Annotated in this window: 16 protein-coding genes; 2 read left to right on the top strand and 14 right to left on the bottom strand. The window is 49.3% G+C overall.

From position 1 onward, the window contains the following. Positions 1-2 precede the first annotated feature (2 nt). The 7 genes from secA to BM318_RS11600 all read right to left on the bottom strand — a co-directional run bounded on the left by secA (position 3) and on the right by BM318_RS11600 (position 8,233). The gene (gene secA / locus BM318_RS11625; RefSeq protein WP_092982767.1) at positions 3-3,365 is read right to left on the bottom strand and encodes a preprotein translocase subunit SecA; all 3,363 of its coding nucleotides are present in this window, start codon (positions 3,363-3,365) and stop codon (positions 3-5) included. A 231-nt stretch (positions 3,366-3,596) separates the two neighbouring features. Further along, positions 3,597-3,821, bottom strand: coding sequence for a DUF2795 domain-containing protein (locus tag BM318_RS11620; RefSeq protein ID WP_013551418.1), 225 nt, complete (start codon positions 3,819-3,821; stop codon positions 3,597-3,599). A 131-nt stretch (positions 3,822-3,952) separates the two neighbouring features. Continuing rightward, entirely contained in the window at positions 3,953-4,531 is a 579-nt protein-coding gene (locus BM318_RS11615) for a cob(I)yrinic acid a,c-diamide adenosyltransferase (RefSeq protein WP_092982766.1), read from the bottom strand. A 3-nt stretch (positions 4,532-4,534) separates the two neighbouring features. Next, entirely contained in the window at positions 4,535-4,711 is a 177-nt protein-coding gene (locus BM318_RS14450; RefSeq protein ID WP_177218307.1) for a hypothetical protein, read from the bottom strand. A gap of 17 nt (positions 4,712-4,728) precedes the next feature. Further along, positions 4,729-5,166, bottom strand: coding sequence for a hypothetical protein (locus BM318_RS11610; RefSeq protein ID WP_092982765.1), 438 nt, complete (start codon positions 5,164-5,166; stop codon positions 4,729-4,731). Then, the gene (locus tag BM318_RS11605) at positions 5,163-7,058 is read right to left on the bottom strand and encodes an ABC-F family ATP-binding cassette domain-containing protein (RefSeq protein WP_092982764.1); all 1,896 of its coding nucleotides are present in this window, start codon (positions 7,056-7,058) and stop codon (positions 5,163-5,165) included. Before BM318_RS11605 ends, BM318_RS11610 begins: the two co-directional genes overlap by 4 nt. Continuing rightward, positions 7,055-8,233: an Lnb N-terminal periplasmic domain-containing protein gene (locus BM318_RS11600; protein ID WP_245759816.1), complete on the bottom strand. Its 1,179-nt coding sequence runs from the start codon at positions 8,231-8,233 to the stop codon at positions 7,055-7,057. Before BM318_RS11600 ends, BM318_RS11605 begins: the two co-directional genes overlap by 4 nt. A 97-nt stretch (positions 8,234-8,330) precedes the next feature. Between BM318_RS11600 and BM318_RS11595 the strand changes: the two genes are divergently transcribed. Continuing rightward, on the top strand, positions 8,331-9,086 hold the full coding sequence (locus BM318_RS11595; RefSeq protein ID WP_092982762.1) for a CDP-alcohol phosphatidyltransferase family protein: 756 nt from the start codon (positions 8,331-8,333) through the stop codon (positions 9,084-9,086). A gap of 18 nt (positions 9,087-9,104) precedes the next feature. Here BM318_RS11595 and lptB read toward each other — a convergent pair whose 3' ends face one another. The 4 genes from lptB to BM318_RS11575 form a co-directional block, all read right to left on the bottom strand. Continuing rightward, positions 9,105-9,845 carry an LPS export ABC transporter ATP-binding protein gene (lptB, locus tag BM318_RS11590; protein WP_092982761.1) on the bottom strand — a complete coding sequence of 247 codons (741 nt, stop codon included), beginning with the start codon at positions 9,843-9,845 and terminating at the stop codon, positions 9,105-9,107. Between the two features lie 81 nt (positions 9,846-9,926). After that, complete coding sequence (locus BM318_RS11585) at positions 9,927-10,280, bottom strand: carboxymuconolactone decarboxylase family protein (RefSeq protein ID WP_092982760.1); 354 nt, start codon at positions 10,278-10,280, stop codon at positions 9,927-9,929. 24 nt (positions 10,281-10,304) lie between these two features. Beyond that, positions 10,305-11,141, bottom strand: a complete 837-nt coding sequence (tatC, locus tag BM318_RS11580; RefSeq protein ID WP_092982759.1) for a twin-arginine translocase subunit TatC — start codon at positions 11,139-11,141, stop codon at positions 10,305-10,307. 10 nt (positions 11,142-11,151) lie between these two features. Continuing rightward, positions 11,152-12,117: a KpsF/GutQ family sugar-phosphate isomerase gene (locus BM318_RS11575; RefSeq protein WP_092982758.1), complete on the bottom strand. Its 966-nt coding sequence runs from the start codon at positions 12,115-12,117 to the stop codon at positions 11,152-11,154. A gap of 225 nt (positions 12,118-12,342) precedes the next feature. Here BM318_RS11575 and recQ point away from each other — a divergent pair, with 225 nt between their 5' ends. After that, on the top strand, positions 12,343-14,544 hold the full coding sequence (gene recQ, locus BM318_RS11570; RefSeq protein WP_092982757.1) for a DNA helicase RecQ: 2,202 nt from the start codon (positions 12,343-12,345) through the stop codon (positions 14,542-14,544). A gap of 7 nt (positions 14,545-14,551) precedes the next feature. On the opposite strand, the gene BM318_RS11565 is transcribed toward recQ, so the two are convergent. From BM318_RS11565 to BM318_RS11555, 3 genes are read right to left on the bottom strand one after another with little or no spacing between them, the layout of a single operon-like run. Then, entirely contained in the window at positions 14,552-14,959 is a 408-nt protein-coding gene (locus BM318_RS11565; protein WP_092982756.1) for a DUF2752 domain-containing protein, read from the bottom strand. After that, positions 14,943-15,230: a CD225/dispanin family protein gene (locus BM318_RS11560; RefSeq protein ID WP_092982755.1), complete on the bottom strand. Its 288-nt coding sequence runs from the start codon at positions 15,228-15,230 to the stop codon at positions 14,943-14,945. The genes BM318_RS11565 and BM318_RS11560 overlap by 17 nt, the downstream gene beginning before the upstream one ends. A 15-nt stretch (positions 15,231-15,245) precedes the next feature. Next, positions 15,246-15,596 (bottom strand): CCC motif membrane protein, encoded by a 351-nt coding sequence (locus BM318_RS11555; RefSeq protein ID WP_177218306.1) that lies wholly within the window; start codon positions 15,594-15,596, stop codon positions 15,246-15,248. Positions 15,597-15,606: the final 10 nt, after the last annotated feature.

The raw sequence follows: 15,606 nt of genomic DNA, 5'->3' as shown, positions 1-15,606 counted from the left end.
GACTAATCTTCGACCAGTACCCATTCCCCCTTAGCTATCAGGGGCTCAGCCTGCTTGAATTTCAGGGTTTTGTTTTCCCCGGACATGACATTCTTGATCGTTACCCGCTCATTACGGCCAATTTTGGGTTTGTCCCGCGTAATGGTTTCCGTAATCTGAGGTCGTTGTCCCTGGGTTTGGCCTGCAGCCCGGCTGCGGGCGGCCAGTTCGTCGCTGTTCGGGATTTCTTCCTTACTGGTTTGCAGTTTTTCCTTGGGCCTTCTAACCTGACGTGCTTCCTGGATTTGTCCGGTGTTTGAACTGGGTAATTCCCCTTTATAGAGGAAAGACACCACTTCTTTATTCACCTTCTCAATCATGGACTTGAACAGCTCAAAAGCCTCGAATTTGTAGATCAACAGCGGGTCTTTCTGTTCGTGTACGGCTAGCTGAACCGATTGCTTGAGTTCGTCCATTTTCCTTAGGTGCGTCTTCCAGCTTTCATCGATAATTGCAAGGGTAATATTCTTCTCAAAATCGTTGATGAGTTGCTTTCCTTTGCTGTCGTAGGCTTTCTGCAGATCGGTTACGACCTTCAGGGTTTTAATGCCATCGGTGAAGGGGACCACAATACGCTCGAAGCTACTTGCCGGGTCCTCGTGTACATTCCGGATTACCGGGAAGGCAGTCTCGGCGGCCCGCTCCATCTTTTCCTGGTAGTGGGAATAGGCCTGATCGTAAGTTTTTCGCGCCAGGTCCTGCAGTGGGATCTTTTTGAATTCATCCTCCGTTACGGGGGCGGTAATTGAGAAATACTTGATCAGTTCAAACTCAAAATTCTTGTAATCCTCCGCCATTTTGTTGGTCTCTGCAATCACCTCACCGGTGTCGTAGATCATGTTGGCGATATCGACTTTCAGTCGGTCTCCCTGCAAGGCGTGGCGACGGCGTTTGTACACTACTTCCCGTTGCGCATTCATCACATCGTCGTATTCCAGCAGGCGCTTGCGGATTCCAAAGTTGTTTTCCTCTACTTTTTTCTGGGCGCGTTCTATGGATTTCGTCATCATGCTGTGCTGAATAACTTCTCCCTCTTTCAGGCCCATGCGGTCCATCATCTTGGCTACGCGCTCGGAGCCGAAAAGTCGCATGAGGTTGTCTTCCAGCGACACATAGAATTGCGAGCTACCCGGATCTCCCTGACGACCGGATCTACCGCGCAATTGGCGGTCTACCCGTCGGGAATCGTGGCGCTCTGTACCAATAATCGCCAATCCTCCCGCTTGTTTTACTTCGTCGGAGAGTTTAATATCTGTACCCCGGCCCGCCATGTTGGTTGCAATGGTTACCACCCCGGCCTTACCGGCCTCGGCAACGATATCCGCTTCCTTTTTGTGGAGCTTGGCGTTGAGGACATTGTGAGGAACCTTGCGCAGGTTGAGCATGCGCGAGAGGAGTTCCGATATTTCCACAGAGGTAGTACCGATAAGCACAGGCCTTCCGGTAGCACTCAGCTGGGTTACTTCCTCGATTATCGCATTGTATTTTTCCCGTTTGGTCTTGTAAATCAGGTCGTGGCGGTCGTCACGGGCAATGGGCCGGTTGGTAGGGATCTCCACCACATCCAGTTTGTAGATTTCCCAGAATTCCCCGGCTTCGGTAACTGCGGTACCGGTCATACCCGATAATTTGCGGTACATTCGGAAATAATTCTGGAGGGTGACCGTGGCAAACGTTTGGGTCATGGCCTCGATCTTCACGTTTTCCTTGGCCTCAATAGCCTGGTGGAGACCATCGGAATAACGCCGCCCGTCCATAATCCGCCCGGTCTGCTCATCTACGATCATGACCTTATTGTCCATCACCACGTATTCCACGTCTTTCTCAAAAAGCGCGTAGGCCTTGAGGAGCTGGGTCATGGTATGGATGCGTTCGCTTTTCACCGCAAAATCCTTGAATAGGGTGTCTTTAAGCTTTGCCTCCTCTTCGATTTCCAGTTCCTGGTTCTCGATGGCAGCAATCTCACTCCCAATATCCGGAAGTACAAAGAAGTCTTTTTCCTGATCGCCGCTAATGTATTCGATCCCCTTATCGGTTAGCTCAATCTGATTGGTTTTTTCTTCGATAACGAACAGCAATTCTGCATCTACCTTGGGCATTTCTCGGTTATTGTCCTGCATGTAGAAGTTCTCCGTCTTTTGCAGCAGCTGTTTGGTACCTTCCTCGCTGAGGTACTTGATCAGGGCTTTATTCTTAGGTAATCCGCGATGGACACGAAGCAGGAGGAATCCCCCTTCTTTGGCATCGCCCTCGGCGATCTTCTTTTTGGCTTCGGCCAGTACCCCGGTCAGGTAGCGTTGTTGTTTTTGGACGAGCTCGGCAACCTTGGGCCGCAGTTCATTGAACTCGTGGCGGTCTCCCTCGGGAACGGGTCCGGAGATGATCAAAGGAGTTCGCGCATCATCGATCAAGACGGAATCCACCTCATCTACAATGGCGTAATGGTGGGGGCGCTGAACCAAATCCCCAGGGGTGTGTGCCATATTGTCACGGAGGTAGTCGAAACCGAACTCGTTGTTGGTTCCATAGGTAATATCCGCGTTGTATGCTGCACGCCGGCCTTCCGAGTTCGGACGGTGTTTGTCAATACAGTCTACGCTCAGGCCATGAAATTCAAAAATGGGTGCCATCCAGGCGCTGTCCCTTTTCGCAAGGTAATCGTTAACCGTTACCAGGTGCACGCCTTTGCCCGCTAATGCATTGAGATAAACCGGTAGGGTGGCAACCAGAGTTTTCCCTTCCCCGGTTTGCATCTCGGCGATCTTACCCTGGTGCAGGACAATACCCCCGATGAGCTGAACATCATAATGCACCATATCCCAGGTAACTTCCTTCCCGGCCGCGTCCCAGGAATTACTCCAATGGGCTTGCTCTCCTTCGAGCTTCACATAATCCATAGTTCCGGAAAGCTGGCGGTCAAATTCACTCGCTGTAACGGTAAGGGTGGAGTTTTCCACGAATCGGCGCGCCGTTTCCTTAACGACTGCAAAAGCCTCCGGGAGCAGCGCTTCCAGGGTTTTTTCGGTTATGCTGTGGGCCTCTTCTTCCAGGGCGTCGATTTCCGCATAAAGGGATTCGTTCTTATCGATATCGGTAGACTCCTCAACTTCTGCCTTAAGGGCGTCGATTTGCTCCTGGACCCCGGCGGTTGCCTCTTTTATGGCGGCCTTGAATTCCAGAGTTTTCCCGCGTAATTCATCGTGGGAGAGCCCCTGTAGTGCGGGTTCAAAACTCTTTATTTTTTCAACAATGGGCTGAAGGGCCTTGACATCTTTCTCGGCTTTATCTCCAACAAAGGCCTTCAGGACTGAATTTAAAAAACTCATATAAGTGTATATTTTGGAATTCCACGGATCCGCTTTGACAGGTGGAATTTTCGAATCGTTTCAGGTGGACGGCGGTATTGCTGCGCGCCCTGTTTGTTTTAAAAGGTTATTCCCAATACAACAAAAGGTATTCCAAGGCTGACAACCCCTTAAAATTTGGCAAAAGCCTGTCAAAATTACATAAAAAAAAAGCCTCCGAAGAGACTTTTTGGGGCTTTATTGGCCAGGGAATTAGTATTCATCCTCATTCCAGAGGTAATCCTCTTCCGTAGGATAATCCGGCCAGATCTCTTCGATGGATTCGTAAATTTCTCCGCCTTCTTCTTCCATGGATTGTAAATTCTCCACAACCTCAAGCGGGGCTCCCGTCCGGATCGCATAATCGATCAGTTCATCCTTGGTGGCAGGCCAGGGGGCGTCACTCAAATAGGATGCAAGTTCTAATGTCCAATACATGTTAGCAGATGGTATTTAAATTTTTGCAAAAATAAATTTTAAGCGTAAACGGCAAAGAAATACAGAATCTTTTTGAGAGATTAACGAAATTATTGCCGTTTAAGCAAATCTAGAACGATGAAATTGCGGATTTATTCCTGATTGGCGTCTGGCATCCACTTTCTTTCAACCACTCCGAGATCAGCGGTCAACTTTCGTGCCAGAATAAAGAGGTAATCGGAAAGCCTGTTGAGGTATTTGAGTACGGCTTCCGGAATAGGTTCCTGCTCATTGAGTAGGGTACTCATGCGCTCCGCCCGGCGACAGACCGTTCGGGCAACATGGCACTGACTTACTATGGGATGCCCACCGGGAAGGATAAAATGCGTCATGGGCTCCAGGCTGGCATCCATCCGATCCATGGCTTCCTCCAGGGCAAGGATGTCCGATGGCGTTACTTCCGGTAAGGGATTTGCCCTGCGAGCGCTTAATTTATCTGCTTTTGCAGGTTCAGTGGCCAATTGGGATCCCAGAGTAAAGAGTCGGTCCTGAATACGCTCTAATTCTTTGCGCAGTAAATCGGATTCAATCTGGTCATAGAGCAGTCCAATCCAGGAGTTTAATTCGTCGACCGTACCATAGCTCTGGATACGAATGTGGTGTTTGGGTACCCGGGTACCCCCAAAAAGGGCGGTGGTTCCGGCATCCCCGGTCTTGGTGTATATTTTCATAGCCTATTCCTTGGAGTCGTCCGATTTTTGGTGATTCCCGGTTTCCTTGCGATCCCGGTAACGGCGTCCTTCCATAAAATTGCGATTCCTACGCTGTTTACCTTTTCTACGGTTATAAATACCAATAACGAGGTAAACAAATAACAGTCCTGCGAGTATGTAATAAATGCCTTGCTCCATCCTCCCGAAAATAGCGATTATAAACGTATTTTAAAATGTTCCCGGACCTGGTTGGTGCGGAAAAAGAGCAATGCCGCCCCATAGGTTTCCAGAATTTGTCCAATATTGGGATGCGCCTGGATTTCCTTCCAATCCTCATAGTTCTCCGAAGAGGATCGAATCCCATCCCAGTAAAGGACAACCTTTTCCCGCTGCATCTGCTGATCCTCCAGCCATGCTTTAAGTTGCGTCGCGGAATCTTCCCAGTTCAGGAACGTGTGGCCCAGAGATGTAAAATAGGGTTCGGCGGCTTGTTTTAAACGCAACTCAGGATTACCGGTTCGGGGTCCGGCGTAAAGCGACTTATCCAGGAATTCATAGATGAATGGGGAATGGGTGCCGTGCCTGTTTTTTGCCCTGAGATTAAATGAGAATCTTCTCCAGGCCTCCGGTACTATGCTTAGGCCTGCTTTCATCCTTCCTCGATGGCTGCCAATTCAAACCAGCGTTCGGTCTTTGATTCCAAATCCGCGATCAGTGCAGACATTTCTACGGACAAGGCATCCATAGTGCCCCCGTCGATATCCGGATAGGCAAATCCCTTTTCGATTTCCAGTTTCCGTGCCTCCAGGCTGGCAATTTCTTTTTCCAGCTCCTGATATTCGCGTTGCTGGGCATAATTACGCTTACCCTTTCGCGCCCCGGTTGACTGCTTGCTGTCGGTTGCCCCGGAATTTGAAGCAGTTGTTTCCGATGCAGGCTTACTGTCTTGAACTTCGCCGGAATTTTCCGGGAAGCCGGTAGCCCTGTAATCGCTGTAATTTCCAGGGAAATCCCGAATACCTCCCAGGCCATCAAAGACAAAAAGGTGATCCGTGATCTTGTCCATGAAATAACGATCGTGCGAAACAATGAGCAGGGTGCCCGGAAAGTCCATCAGAAATGATTCCAGAACCCCGAGGGTAACGATATCCAGGTCATTAGTCGGCTCATCCAGGATCAGGAAGTTCGGATTTCCGATAAGTACCGTGCACAGCATTAAGCGCTTAAGTTCGCCCCCACTGAGTTTTTCCACATAATCGTACTGTTGTTTGCGATCAAAGAGAAAGCGTTCCAGTAATTGCTGGGCGCTGAGTTCCCTGCCCTTTTTTAAGGGGATATAATCCCCGAAATCCCGGATAATGTCTATCACCCGACGTCCGGGGGCAACACTTGGTCGCTGCTGGGTGTAGTATCCGAACTGAACCGTTTCCCCTCGGACTACTTTACCTTTTCCGGGTTCCAAGGCCCCGGTGACCAGGTTCAGGAAACTACTTTTTCCGCTTCCATTGGGGCCTATGAGCCCAACGCGTTCCCCGCGCTGAAAGTTGTAACTGAAGTGTTCAAAAAGCACTTTGTCCCCAAAGGCAAGACCTACATTATGGAATTCCACAACCTTGGAACCCAGACGCTCCATGTTGATTTCCAATTCTAATTCCCGGTTTTGAACGCGACTGAGCGCCTTTTTTTTGAGTTCGTGGAAATCCTCAATCCGGGCCCGGGATTTGGTTGTCCTTGCCTTGGGTTGGCGTCGCATCCATTCCAGTTCTTTGAGGTAGAGCGAGCGCGTTTTACGTTGGGTGGTCGCTGCTACTGCCTGACGCGCCTCCTTTTCGCTCAGATAATCCCTGTAATTACCAGGATAGGTGTGCAGGCCATTTCCCTCCAACTCCAGGATTTCGGTGCAGACTCTATCGAGGAAGTAGCGATCGTGGGTAACCATGAGCAGGGCTATAGGCTGATTCTCAAAATAAGACTCCAGCCATTCGATCATTTCCAGATCCAGATGGTTGGTCGGTTCGTCGAGGAGTAGGAGATCAGGATCTTCGAGCAAGGCGTGGGCCAGGGCGAGTCTCCTTTTTTGACCTCCGGACAGTACGGCGACTTTCTGAGATTGATCGTGCAATTGCAGTCGCGAGAGGATTTGGCTAAATCGCGTTTCCAAATCCCAGGCTCCAGCTCGTTCCATGGCATCAAAGGCCCGCTGATAGGCCTTGGTGTCTTCAGGATGCTGCAGCGCTTTTTCATAGGCTTCCAGAACCTTCAACGCTGGGTGATCCGAAGCGAAGAGTGTTTGGCCGATGGTCAATTCAGGATCTAATTGCGGCTCCTGTTCCAGGTAGGACAAACGCAAGCCTTTCCGGTAGACTACCTGACCGGTATCGGCGGAATCCCGGCCGGCCAGAATATGTAAAAGGGTAGATTTACCGCTTCCATTTCGGGCGATCAAGCCGATTTTTTGCCCCTGATTAACCCCAATATTCAGGCCTGAGAACAGTTGGCGTTCCCCATAGGATTTACTCAGGTTTTCCGCACTCAGTAAATTCAATTTCGGGAAGTATAGTGATGGAGCAGGAAGGCAATACGCAGGAACAAGGTGAGCCAAATCACCAGTACCAGAGGGGAGAATACCTGAATACCGAACAGCCAAAGCAAGGCGCAAACCCCGATGGCAGCCGCTAAACCTTTAAGGTAATTAGGAACCCAGGCCGGGGCCTCAGCCCGGACCAAAAGCAGGTATCCCAGCAGGAGGTTAGCCGGAAAAGCCCAAAGCAGGTTAGCGTTCCAGACCGTATCCTGATGGTCCGTCAGGAACCATAGAAAGAATAAAAACAGTCCGGCCAATCCCGTAAGGAGGAAGAGTACCCCATCCATTAGCCTGCTCCGGCTTTTGTTTTTGAAGTCGATCCAGGTAATGGCAATGGTCAGTATGAGTAGTACCAGTAACCAAAAAAGCGGGGTGGCCGTAAAATATAGTAGTGTATCGGGGGATTCCAGATCCAGAACTACCCTATCATAAGCGATTAGCGGCTTTCCATTATACACGGCCCCGGTCAGTTGCTCCATTACATATTCTGGGAGGAATTGCCGCTCTTTAGCGGTAGCGCCCCGATCGATCCGGGCACCCAGTGCCAGATCAATACCAAAGGACGACCAACTGTTGGTATGCAGGTTCGATTGAATCAGATCACGGAATGTCTTGTCCAGCCTTTCCTCGTCGGATGCTATTTGCAGTTCCCCGCTGAGGCTTTGCTGCAGGATATCGGGAATCTTGGTTGCGCAATTTTCCCGGAGGAAACTGTATTTGTAGAACCGGTTTTGAGGGCGATAATTTTCCTCTAAAAATTCGAAGACTTCCTGGCGCTCGGCAGGCTGCAGGTCTAACCATTGCTCTCGTACCCAACGGCTTTCCAGTTGATAGACATAAAGGAAGTTGGGGAATTGCTGACGGCTTAAGGCATAGTCGAGCTGGCCCCTTGCAAATTTGAGATAGAAATTTGGCTGGTCAAAGTCGAAGGTGCCGTAATTGTATACCCAGTCCAGGCCCAGTGCAGGATCCTGAACACGGAATGCCGTATGACCGAATTTGGAGTATAGATCACTTCCGGGACCACAGGTGAGCACGCTGATTCGCGATTCCGGCCCGAGTTGGATGTCCTGGGCACATATCGTGGATAACATGCCCGTGAAAGACAAAAGTAAAACGAGCAAATACTGCTTCATGTAATGAGGGAAATATAGGGTGGTTTTCGAGGGCTTCACAAAGATGAAAAATATTTACCAAACTTGAATCGGGTGAAAGTTTGTATTTTCATACCGTATGAAACACCTACCCAATCTCATAACCCTCCTGAACCTGTTCTTTGGTTCTATTGCGGCTGTTTTTGCCGTATTGGGGCGCCTGGAATGGGCCGCGATATTCTTTATCCTCGGCGTTGTTTGCGATTTCCTGGACGGACTTTTAGCCCGATTACTCGGGGTGCAATCCGAATTGGGAGTACAATTAGACTCCCTTGCAGACCTGATTACCAGTGGGCTGGTCCCTGGGCTGGTCATGTGTCAGTTATTGGGAATGTCGGTCTTTGGCGGGTGGAACTCCGGCAGTTTTTTTCTGGATGCCCTCGGACGCGAGCATTTTATGGATGCCTGGTTCCCTTTCTTGGGGCTGGGAATAACCCTGGCCTCGGCCTGGCGTCTGGCCCGTTTTAATATCGATGAGAATCAGGTAGATAGCTTTATCGGGCTGCCAACACCAGCCAATGCGCTGATGATTATTTCCCTTCCCCTGATTCTGATGTACAATGGGAGTGAGGCCATTAACGGACTACTGCTCAATACCTGGTTACTGGTGGGATTGACCCTGCTTTCTGCCTGGCTGCTCAATGCCCCGATTGCCTTGTTTGCGTTAAAGTTTCGCGGGTGGTCTTTCAAAGAGAACGGCTTGAAATACATCTTTCTGATTGTGGCTGCCGTGCTCATCCTTACCCTGAAGTATTTGGGGATCCCCCTGGTTATCCTGGCGTATATTCTCTTCTCCCTGGGGACACCTAAATCCAAGGGAGACGAAAGTCAGTAAACTGCTGATAAAAAGGTTCTAGAAGTGTAATTTCTTCTTTCTCAGCTCGAAATTTTGCCCGAGGTATACCTTGCGCACCATCTCATCTGCTGCAAGATCTTCTGGTATTCCCGATTTGAGGATGCCCCCTTCGAACATCAGGTAGGAGCGCTCGGTTATCGCCAGGGTTTCCTGAACGTTGTGATCCGTAATCAGGATTCCAATATTCCGCTCTTTGAGCTGCGCAACAATACGCTGGATATCTTCTACGGCTACAGGATCTACCCCCGCAAAAGGTTCATCAAGAAGTATAAATTTAGGATCGGTCGCCAGGGCACGTGCGATTTCGGTCCGTCGCCTTTCCCCTCCTGATAGTAAATCGCCCCGGTTTTTGCGGATATGGCCGATACCGAATTCCTCCAACAGGCTTTCCATACGCATATGCTGCTCTTTCTTACTGAGCTTGGTCAGTTGCAGTACGCTGAGGATATTCTTTTCTACGCTTAGTTTGCGGAAAACAGAGGCCTCCTGGGCCAGGTACCCGATTCCATATTGCGCCCGCTTGTACATGGGGAATTTGGTGATCTCCGTTTGGTCCAGGAATATGCGACCCCCATTGGGTTTGATCAATCCGACAATCATGTAAAAGGAAGTGGTTTTACCGGCTCCGTTTGGACCCAACAACCCCACGATTTCCCCCTGATTGACCTCCAGGCTAATTCCCTTCACCACCTTCCGACCCCGGTAGGACTTCATGATATTTTCAGCGCGTAATTGCATGTATTGTCTTTGTTTACAGTGCGAACCCAGGATACAAACCTACAGTTTTTAAGGTGTACCGTGATTGGATTTGACAAGATTTTAACCTGCCTCTTGTGCTTCCAGGGCTTCCCAGAATTCGTAAGCGCGACGCAAATGGGGAATAACAATGGTTCCTCCTACCAAGGTCGCAATCCCCAGACTCTCCATTACCTCCTGCTTGGTGGCTCCATTGGAATGAAGGGTTTGCAGGTGGTAGCGGATACAGTCATCACAGCGTAAAACAGCCGAAGCCACCAACCCGAGAAATTCCTTGGTTTTAACGTCCAGGGCCCCCGGGGCATAGGCATGGGTGTCGAGGTTAAAGATGCGCTTTATTAATTTGCTATTGCTCTCGAGTAGTTTCTCATTCATGCGCTCGCGATAGGCGCTGAATTCTTCGACAGGATTTGACATGGGATATAGTGTCCTTAATGTTAATTATGCCTTAGCGGCCTTTTTTCGGGCTTTTTCCTCTCTGCGGATAACCACCTTGGAAATGTAGATACTCACCTGATACAGGATGAGTACCGGTACGGCAACAATGATTTGACTGGCCACATCGGGTGGTGTGATCACCGCAGATAGAATCAAGACAATTACCAGGGCAATCTTGCGATACTTCTTTAGAAAATCCGGAGTAACCAGGCCTACCTTGGTCAGGAAGTAGATTATGATAGGCAGTTCAAACATGATCCCACAGGCAATAACCGATGCCCGCACTGTGGAAATGAAAGAACTGATATCAATCTCATTGGCAACTTCCTGGCTAACCTGGTAGGTTCCCAGAAAATTGATCGACAGGGGGGCTACCACATAATACCCAAATAATACACCCAAAAAGAAGAGCAGGGAGGCTACCAGGATAAACCCGCGGGAATATTTGCGTTCTTTCTCATAAAGCCCGGGGCTGATAAACTTCCACATCTCGTAGAGCAGGTAGGGGAAACCAACAATAAAACCAGCCCAAATCGAAGTCCAGATATGTGCAGAGAACTGCCCGGCCATGGTCCGGTTTTGAATGGTAAAGGGGAGGGAATCTGCGCAAAATGCAGAATCCAGACCAATTTTTGTGGCAATATCACAGAACAAACGGTAGGTTGGAAAGCTCATTTTTTTTGGCCCGAATATGATGGTGTCAAAAATGAAATCCTTCATTAAAAAAGCCACAACGCCAATAATCACAATAACCAGAGTAGATCGGATTAAATGCCAGCGCAACTCTTCCAGGTGATCCAGGAAGGACATTTCATTGGGGTCTTTTTGGTTTTGAGCCATGAATATTTTGTTAGAGGATGCCTTCTTTGATCAGATTGTGCAAATGGACAACACCGAGATACTTTCCATCGGCTACGGCGAGCAACTGGGAAATACCAAATTCCTGCATTTGCTCCAGGGCCTTAACGGCCAACTGTTCCCCGTCGATCGTTTTTGGGTTGCTGGTCATGATGTCACGGGCGCTTAAATCGCTGATGTTGTCGTGTTTGTTCAGCATCCTACGGATATCCCCATCCGTAATGATACCTGTGATTTCTTCGCCTTCGAGCACTGCGGTAACGCCCAGCATTTTCTTGGAAATCTCAACAATGGCGTCCTTGACGGGGGTGTCTCCGGATACTTGGGGTACCTGATTCTGAGCTACTACATCGCTAACACGCAAGTAGAGTCGCTTACCCAGGGTCCCTCCAGGATGGAAGCGGGCAAAGTCGCTGCTGCCAAAGCCGCGCAGATCCAATAGGCAAATTGCCAGGGCATCGCCCAGAACTAACTGGGCAGTGGTACTTGTGGTAGGAGCCAGGTTATTGGGACAAGCTTCTTCGGCCACGTAGGAATTCAGGACGTAGTCGGATTGCAGTCCCAAAAAGGATTCCGGATTGCCGGTCATACCAATCAGGGTATTCCCGCCTTTCTTAATGAGCGGCACCAGCATTTTGATTTCCGGGGTGTCCCCGCTTTTTGAAATGCAGATGACGACATCGTGTTTTTGGATGGTTCCCAAATCGCCGTGGATGGCATCGGCGGCATGCATAAAGATGCTCGGGGTTCCTGTGGAATTCAGGGTGGCGACTACCTTGGAAGCGATAATTGCACTTTTTCCAACTCCGGTGATGACCACCCGGCCTTTTGCCTGTAGGATTTGGTGTACAGCTTCAGCAAAATCATCCGTAAGCAGTTCGGAGAGGTGGGCAATGGCCTGGCTTTCCGCGGCGATGGTACGCCGGGCCAGTTCCAGAATAGCGTTACTTTCTTTCAAGGCTCGAGGGCTGGTTTAGCAGGGGGTGGATATCCTTAAAAACGACATAAAATTGAAGCGTTTTCAAAAAGAAACCACTATATTTAAGAAAACAAAAATACGCAATTACGATTAAGAATTTGCGCCGCCCTTGCGCAATTCACCTCAATTGCCAAGCCTGCTATTATCACGCAATTGATGAAGATAAAGGCTCCCTCGCGCCACTTTGGTAAAACCCCCTGAGGAATGACATTGAAAGAAATCGATCTCAAGGCATCTTTAAAGAAGTTTTTCGGATTTTCCCAGTTCAAAGGACTGCAGGAGGACGTAATCCAAAACATCCTCCAGGGCAATGACACCTTTGTAATCATGCCAACCGGTGGCGGGAAATCGCTTTGCTATCAGTTACCCGCATTGATCGAAAAGGGAACGGCCATTGTGGTGTCTCCGTTGATCGCGCTTATGAAGAATCAGGTCGATGCGATCCGCGGGATTTCAGAGAACGAGGGAATAGCCCATGTTCTGAATTCTTCCCTGACCAAGGCCGAGGTTCGGCAGGTCATGGAAGATATCTCAAACGGCGTCACCAAATTACTCTATGTTGCACCGGAATCCCTGACCAAGGAAGATTATGTCGAATTTCTGAAAGGGGTCCATATTTCTTTTGTCGCCATCGATGAGGCGCACTGTATTTCGGAATGGGGCCATGATTTCCGGCCAGAGTATCGCAACCTCAGATCAATTATCAATCGGCTTGGGGATAATATTCCCTTGATTGCTTTGACCGCAACGGCTACCCCTAAGGTACAGGAGGATATCCTGAAGAACCTCGGGATACCTAAGGCCAAGGTATTTAAGGCATCTTTTAACCGGCCTAATCTCTTCTACGAGGTTCGCCCCAAGAATCAGGATGTCGACGCCGATATTATTCGGTTTGTCAAAAAGAACAGCGGGAAGTCCGGGATTATCTACTGTCTGAGTCGTAAACGGGTAGAGGAACTCGCCCAGGTATTACAGGTAAACGGGGTCAGCGCTGTTCCTTACCATGCCGGATTTGATGCCAAGACACGCTCCAAATATCAGGATATGTTCCTGATGGAAGAAGTGGATGTGGTAGTTGCAACTATTGCCTTTGGCATGGGGATAGACAAGCCCGATGTCCGCTATGTTATCCACCACGACATTCCGAAAAGTATTGAAAGTTATTATCAGGAAACCGGTCGTGCCGGCCGGGATGGAGGCGAAGGACATTGTCTGGCCTTCTACTCATATAAGGACGTCGAAAAGCTTGAAAAATTTATGGCCGGAAAGCCGGTAGCCGAGCAGGAGATCGGAAATGCTTTGTTACAGGAAATCGTTGCCTATGCCGAAACTTCCATGTCCCGGCGCAAATTTATCCTGCATTACTTTGGGGAGGAATTCGATGAGGTCAACGGAGCAGGAGCGGATATGGACGACAATGTCCGCAATCCCAAACCAAAAGAAGAAGCCGGTGACGAAGTGGTGAAGCTGCTGCAGGCGGTGAAGCAGACCAATGAAAAGTTTAAAGCTAAGGAGATCGTCAAAACTCTTGTTGGAAAATCCAACGCCCTGATTTCTGCTCATAAAACTGAAGAAAAAGAGGTTTTCGGCAGTGGATCGGAGCGTGACAAGCATTATTGGATGGCGCTGATTCGCCAGGTTTTAGTGGCGGGATTACTCCATAAGGAAATTGAGCAGTACGGCATCCTGCATGTCACCAAAGCGGGAAAGGAATTTCTGCAATCGCCGGGTTCTTTTATGATGACCCGTGATCATCGCTTTGAAACCGACGCCGAAGGCGGGGTCAAGGCGGGAGCGAAACCCAAGGCAGGAACGGGCGACGGGCAGTTGTTATCCCTGCTTCGAAAACTGCGAAAGGCTGAAGCAGACAAGCTCGGGGTGCCTCCCTTTGTAATTTTTCAGGACCCTTCCCTGGAAGATATGGCGCTCAAATATCCGGTTACCATGGACGAACTGGTGAACGTTCACGGAGTGGGCGAGGGGAAGGCAAAGAAATACGGCAAGCCCTTTATTCAGCTAATCGCCAAGTACGTCGAAGAGAACGATATTACGAGGCCCGAAGATCTCGTCGTCAAGAGTACCGGGGCCAATTCCGGCTTGAAGCTCTACATAATTCAGAATGTAGATCGCAAGCTACCCTTAGATGATATCGCCTCTGCCAAAGGCCTCGAGCTTGGAGAACTGGTCAAGGCCATGGAGCAGATTGTTTTTAGCGGTACAAAGCTCGACCTGAGCTATTATATCGACGAAATTCTGGATGAGGACCAGCAGGAAGAAATCCACGATTATTTCCTGGAAGCGGAATCGGATAATATCGATGCAGCCATGGAAGAATTCGATGGGGAATACGAAGATGATGAGTTGCGGCTCTATCGCTTAAAATTTATGAGCGAAGTAGCCAATTGATCCGGATCTAAGGAGCCAAAAAGGAAAAGGGTTGGCCGGGGATATTCCTGAGCACAGTGAAAACAAGTACAACCCCAAGAAGGATGGCCGGGGCGTAGCGCCCGTCTAGCGGGCTTTTCCACAGCGACTTCCCCTTTACATACAAGATGCGATTTCCGAAATGACCTACCAGGAGAAGGATAGCTGGTGGAAACAAAAGGTTGTGCCCGAAACTACCGGCAATATCGCCGTGCAGCAAGTCGTGCAAGGCGCGCTGGCTCCCGCATCCCGTACAAAAAAGTCCGGTAAGACGCTCAAAAGGACAGGCTGGGAAGGCCCCTCCTTCGGGATTCCAGAAATAATAAAGGGGCAGCAGGAGTAAAATTCCGACTGCCCCGAAAATATAGTATTTACGCGTATTAAAACTGGCCACCATTCTCCATCAATGCGGCAAAGAATCCAAAGCCAAACAGTGCCAGATAAATAATAACACCGATTCCACCTACCACAAGGCCAACAATACCCCAGGTTTTGGCATTGCTGGAATATTTCTCGGCGAGTTCATATTCACCCCGGGCAAAGGTCTCATTGACCCTCGCAGCGTATACAATGCTTACAATTCCTGCGGGCAGGCAGCAACACACGGTACAGATAATGGCGAGCGCCAGATAGTTCGAGGGCTTTTGTGGTTCAAGTTGATCTGACATAAAAGTTGGTTTAAGTTATTGTTGAGATTGTTCTAAGGCTTCCTGGTATTGCTCCATGACCATGGACCAGAATTCGCTCCATCCGCCACCGGTATAGATGACGTAAATCCAGCGAATCAGCATTAATACCCCGAGGACCAGTGCAATGATATTCAAGATCCTTGCGGTTTTCCACTCTTTGTAGTTGTAGGCATTTACAGCGTCTTCCCCCAGAGAGGCATAGCTCTTTTTCAGAATAAGCATCCCGCCTCCACCTAATAGGATTGCGGGCAGCCCTCCAAGACAACAACAGAGGTAACCCAGGATGGGAAGGACTATTGCAATGGTAACATTAGGTAATTTCTTTTGTTCTTGTTCCTGTTCCATAAGTATTGGT

It is taken from the genome of Robiginitalea myxolifaciens (genome assembly GCF_900115205.1).
Classification (GTDB): domain Bacteria; phylum Bacteroidota; class Bacteroidia; order Flavobacteriales; family Flavobacteriaceae; genus Robiginitalea; species Robiginitalea myxolifaciens.
Note: the sequence above shows the minus strand (reverse complement) of the source record. Positions and strands in the feature narration are given on the sequence as shown.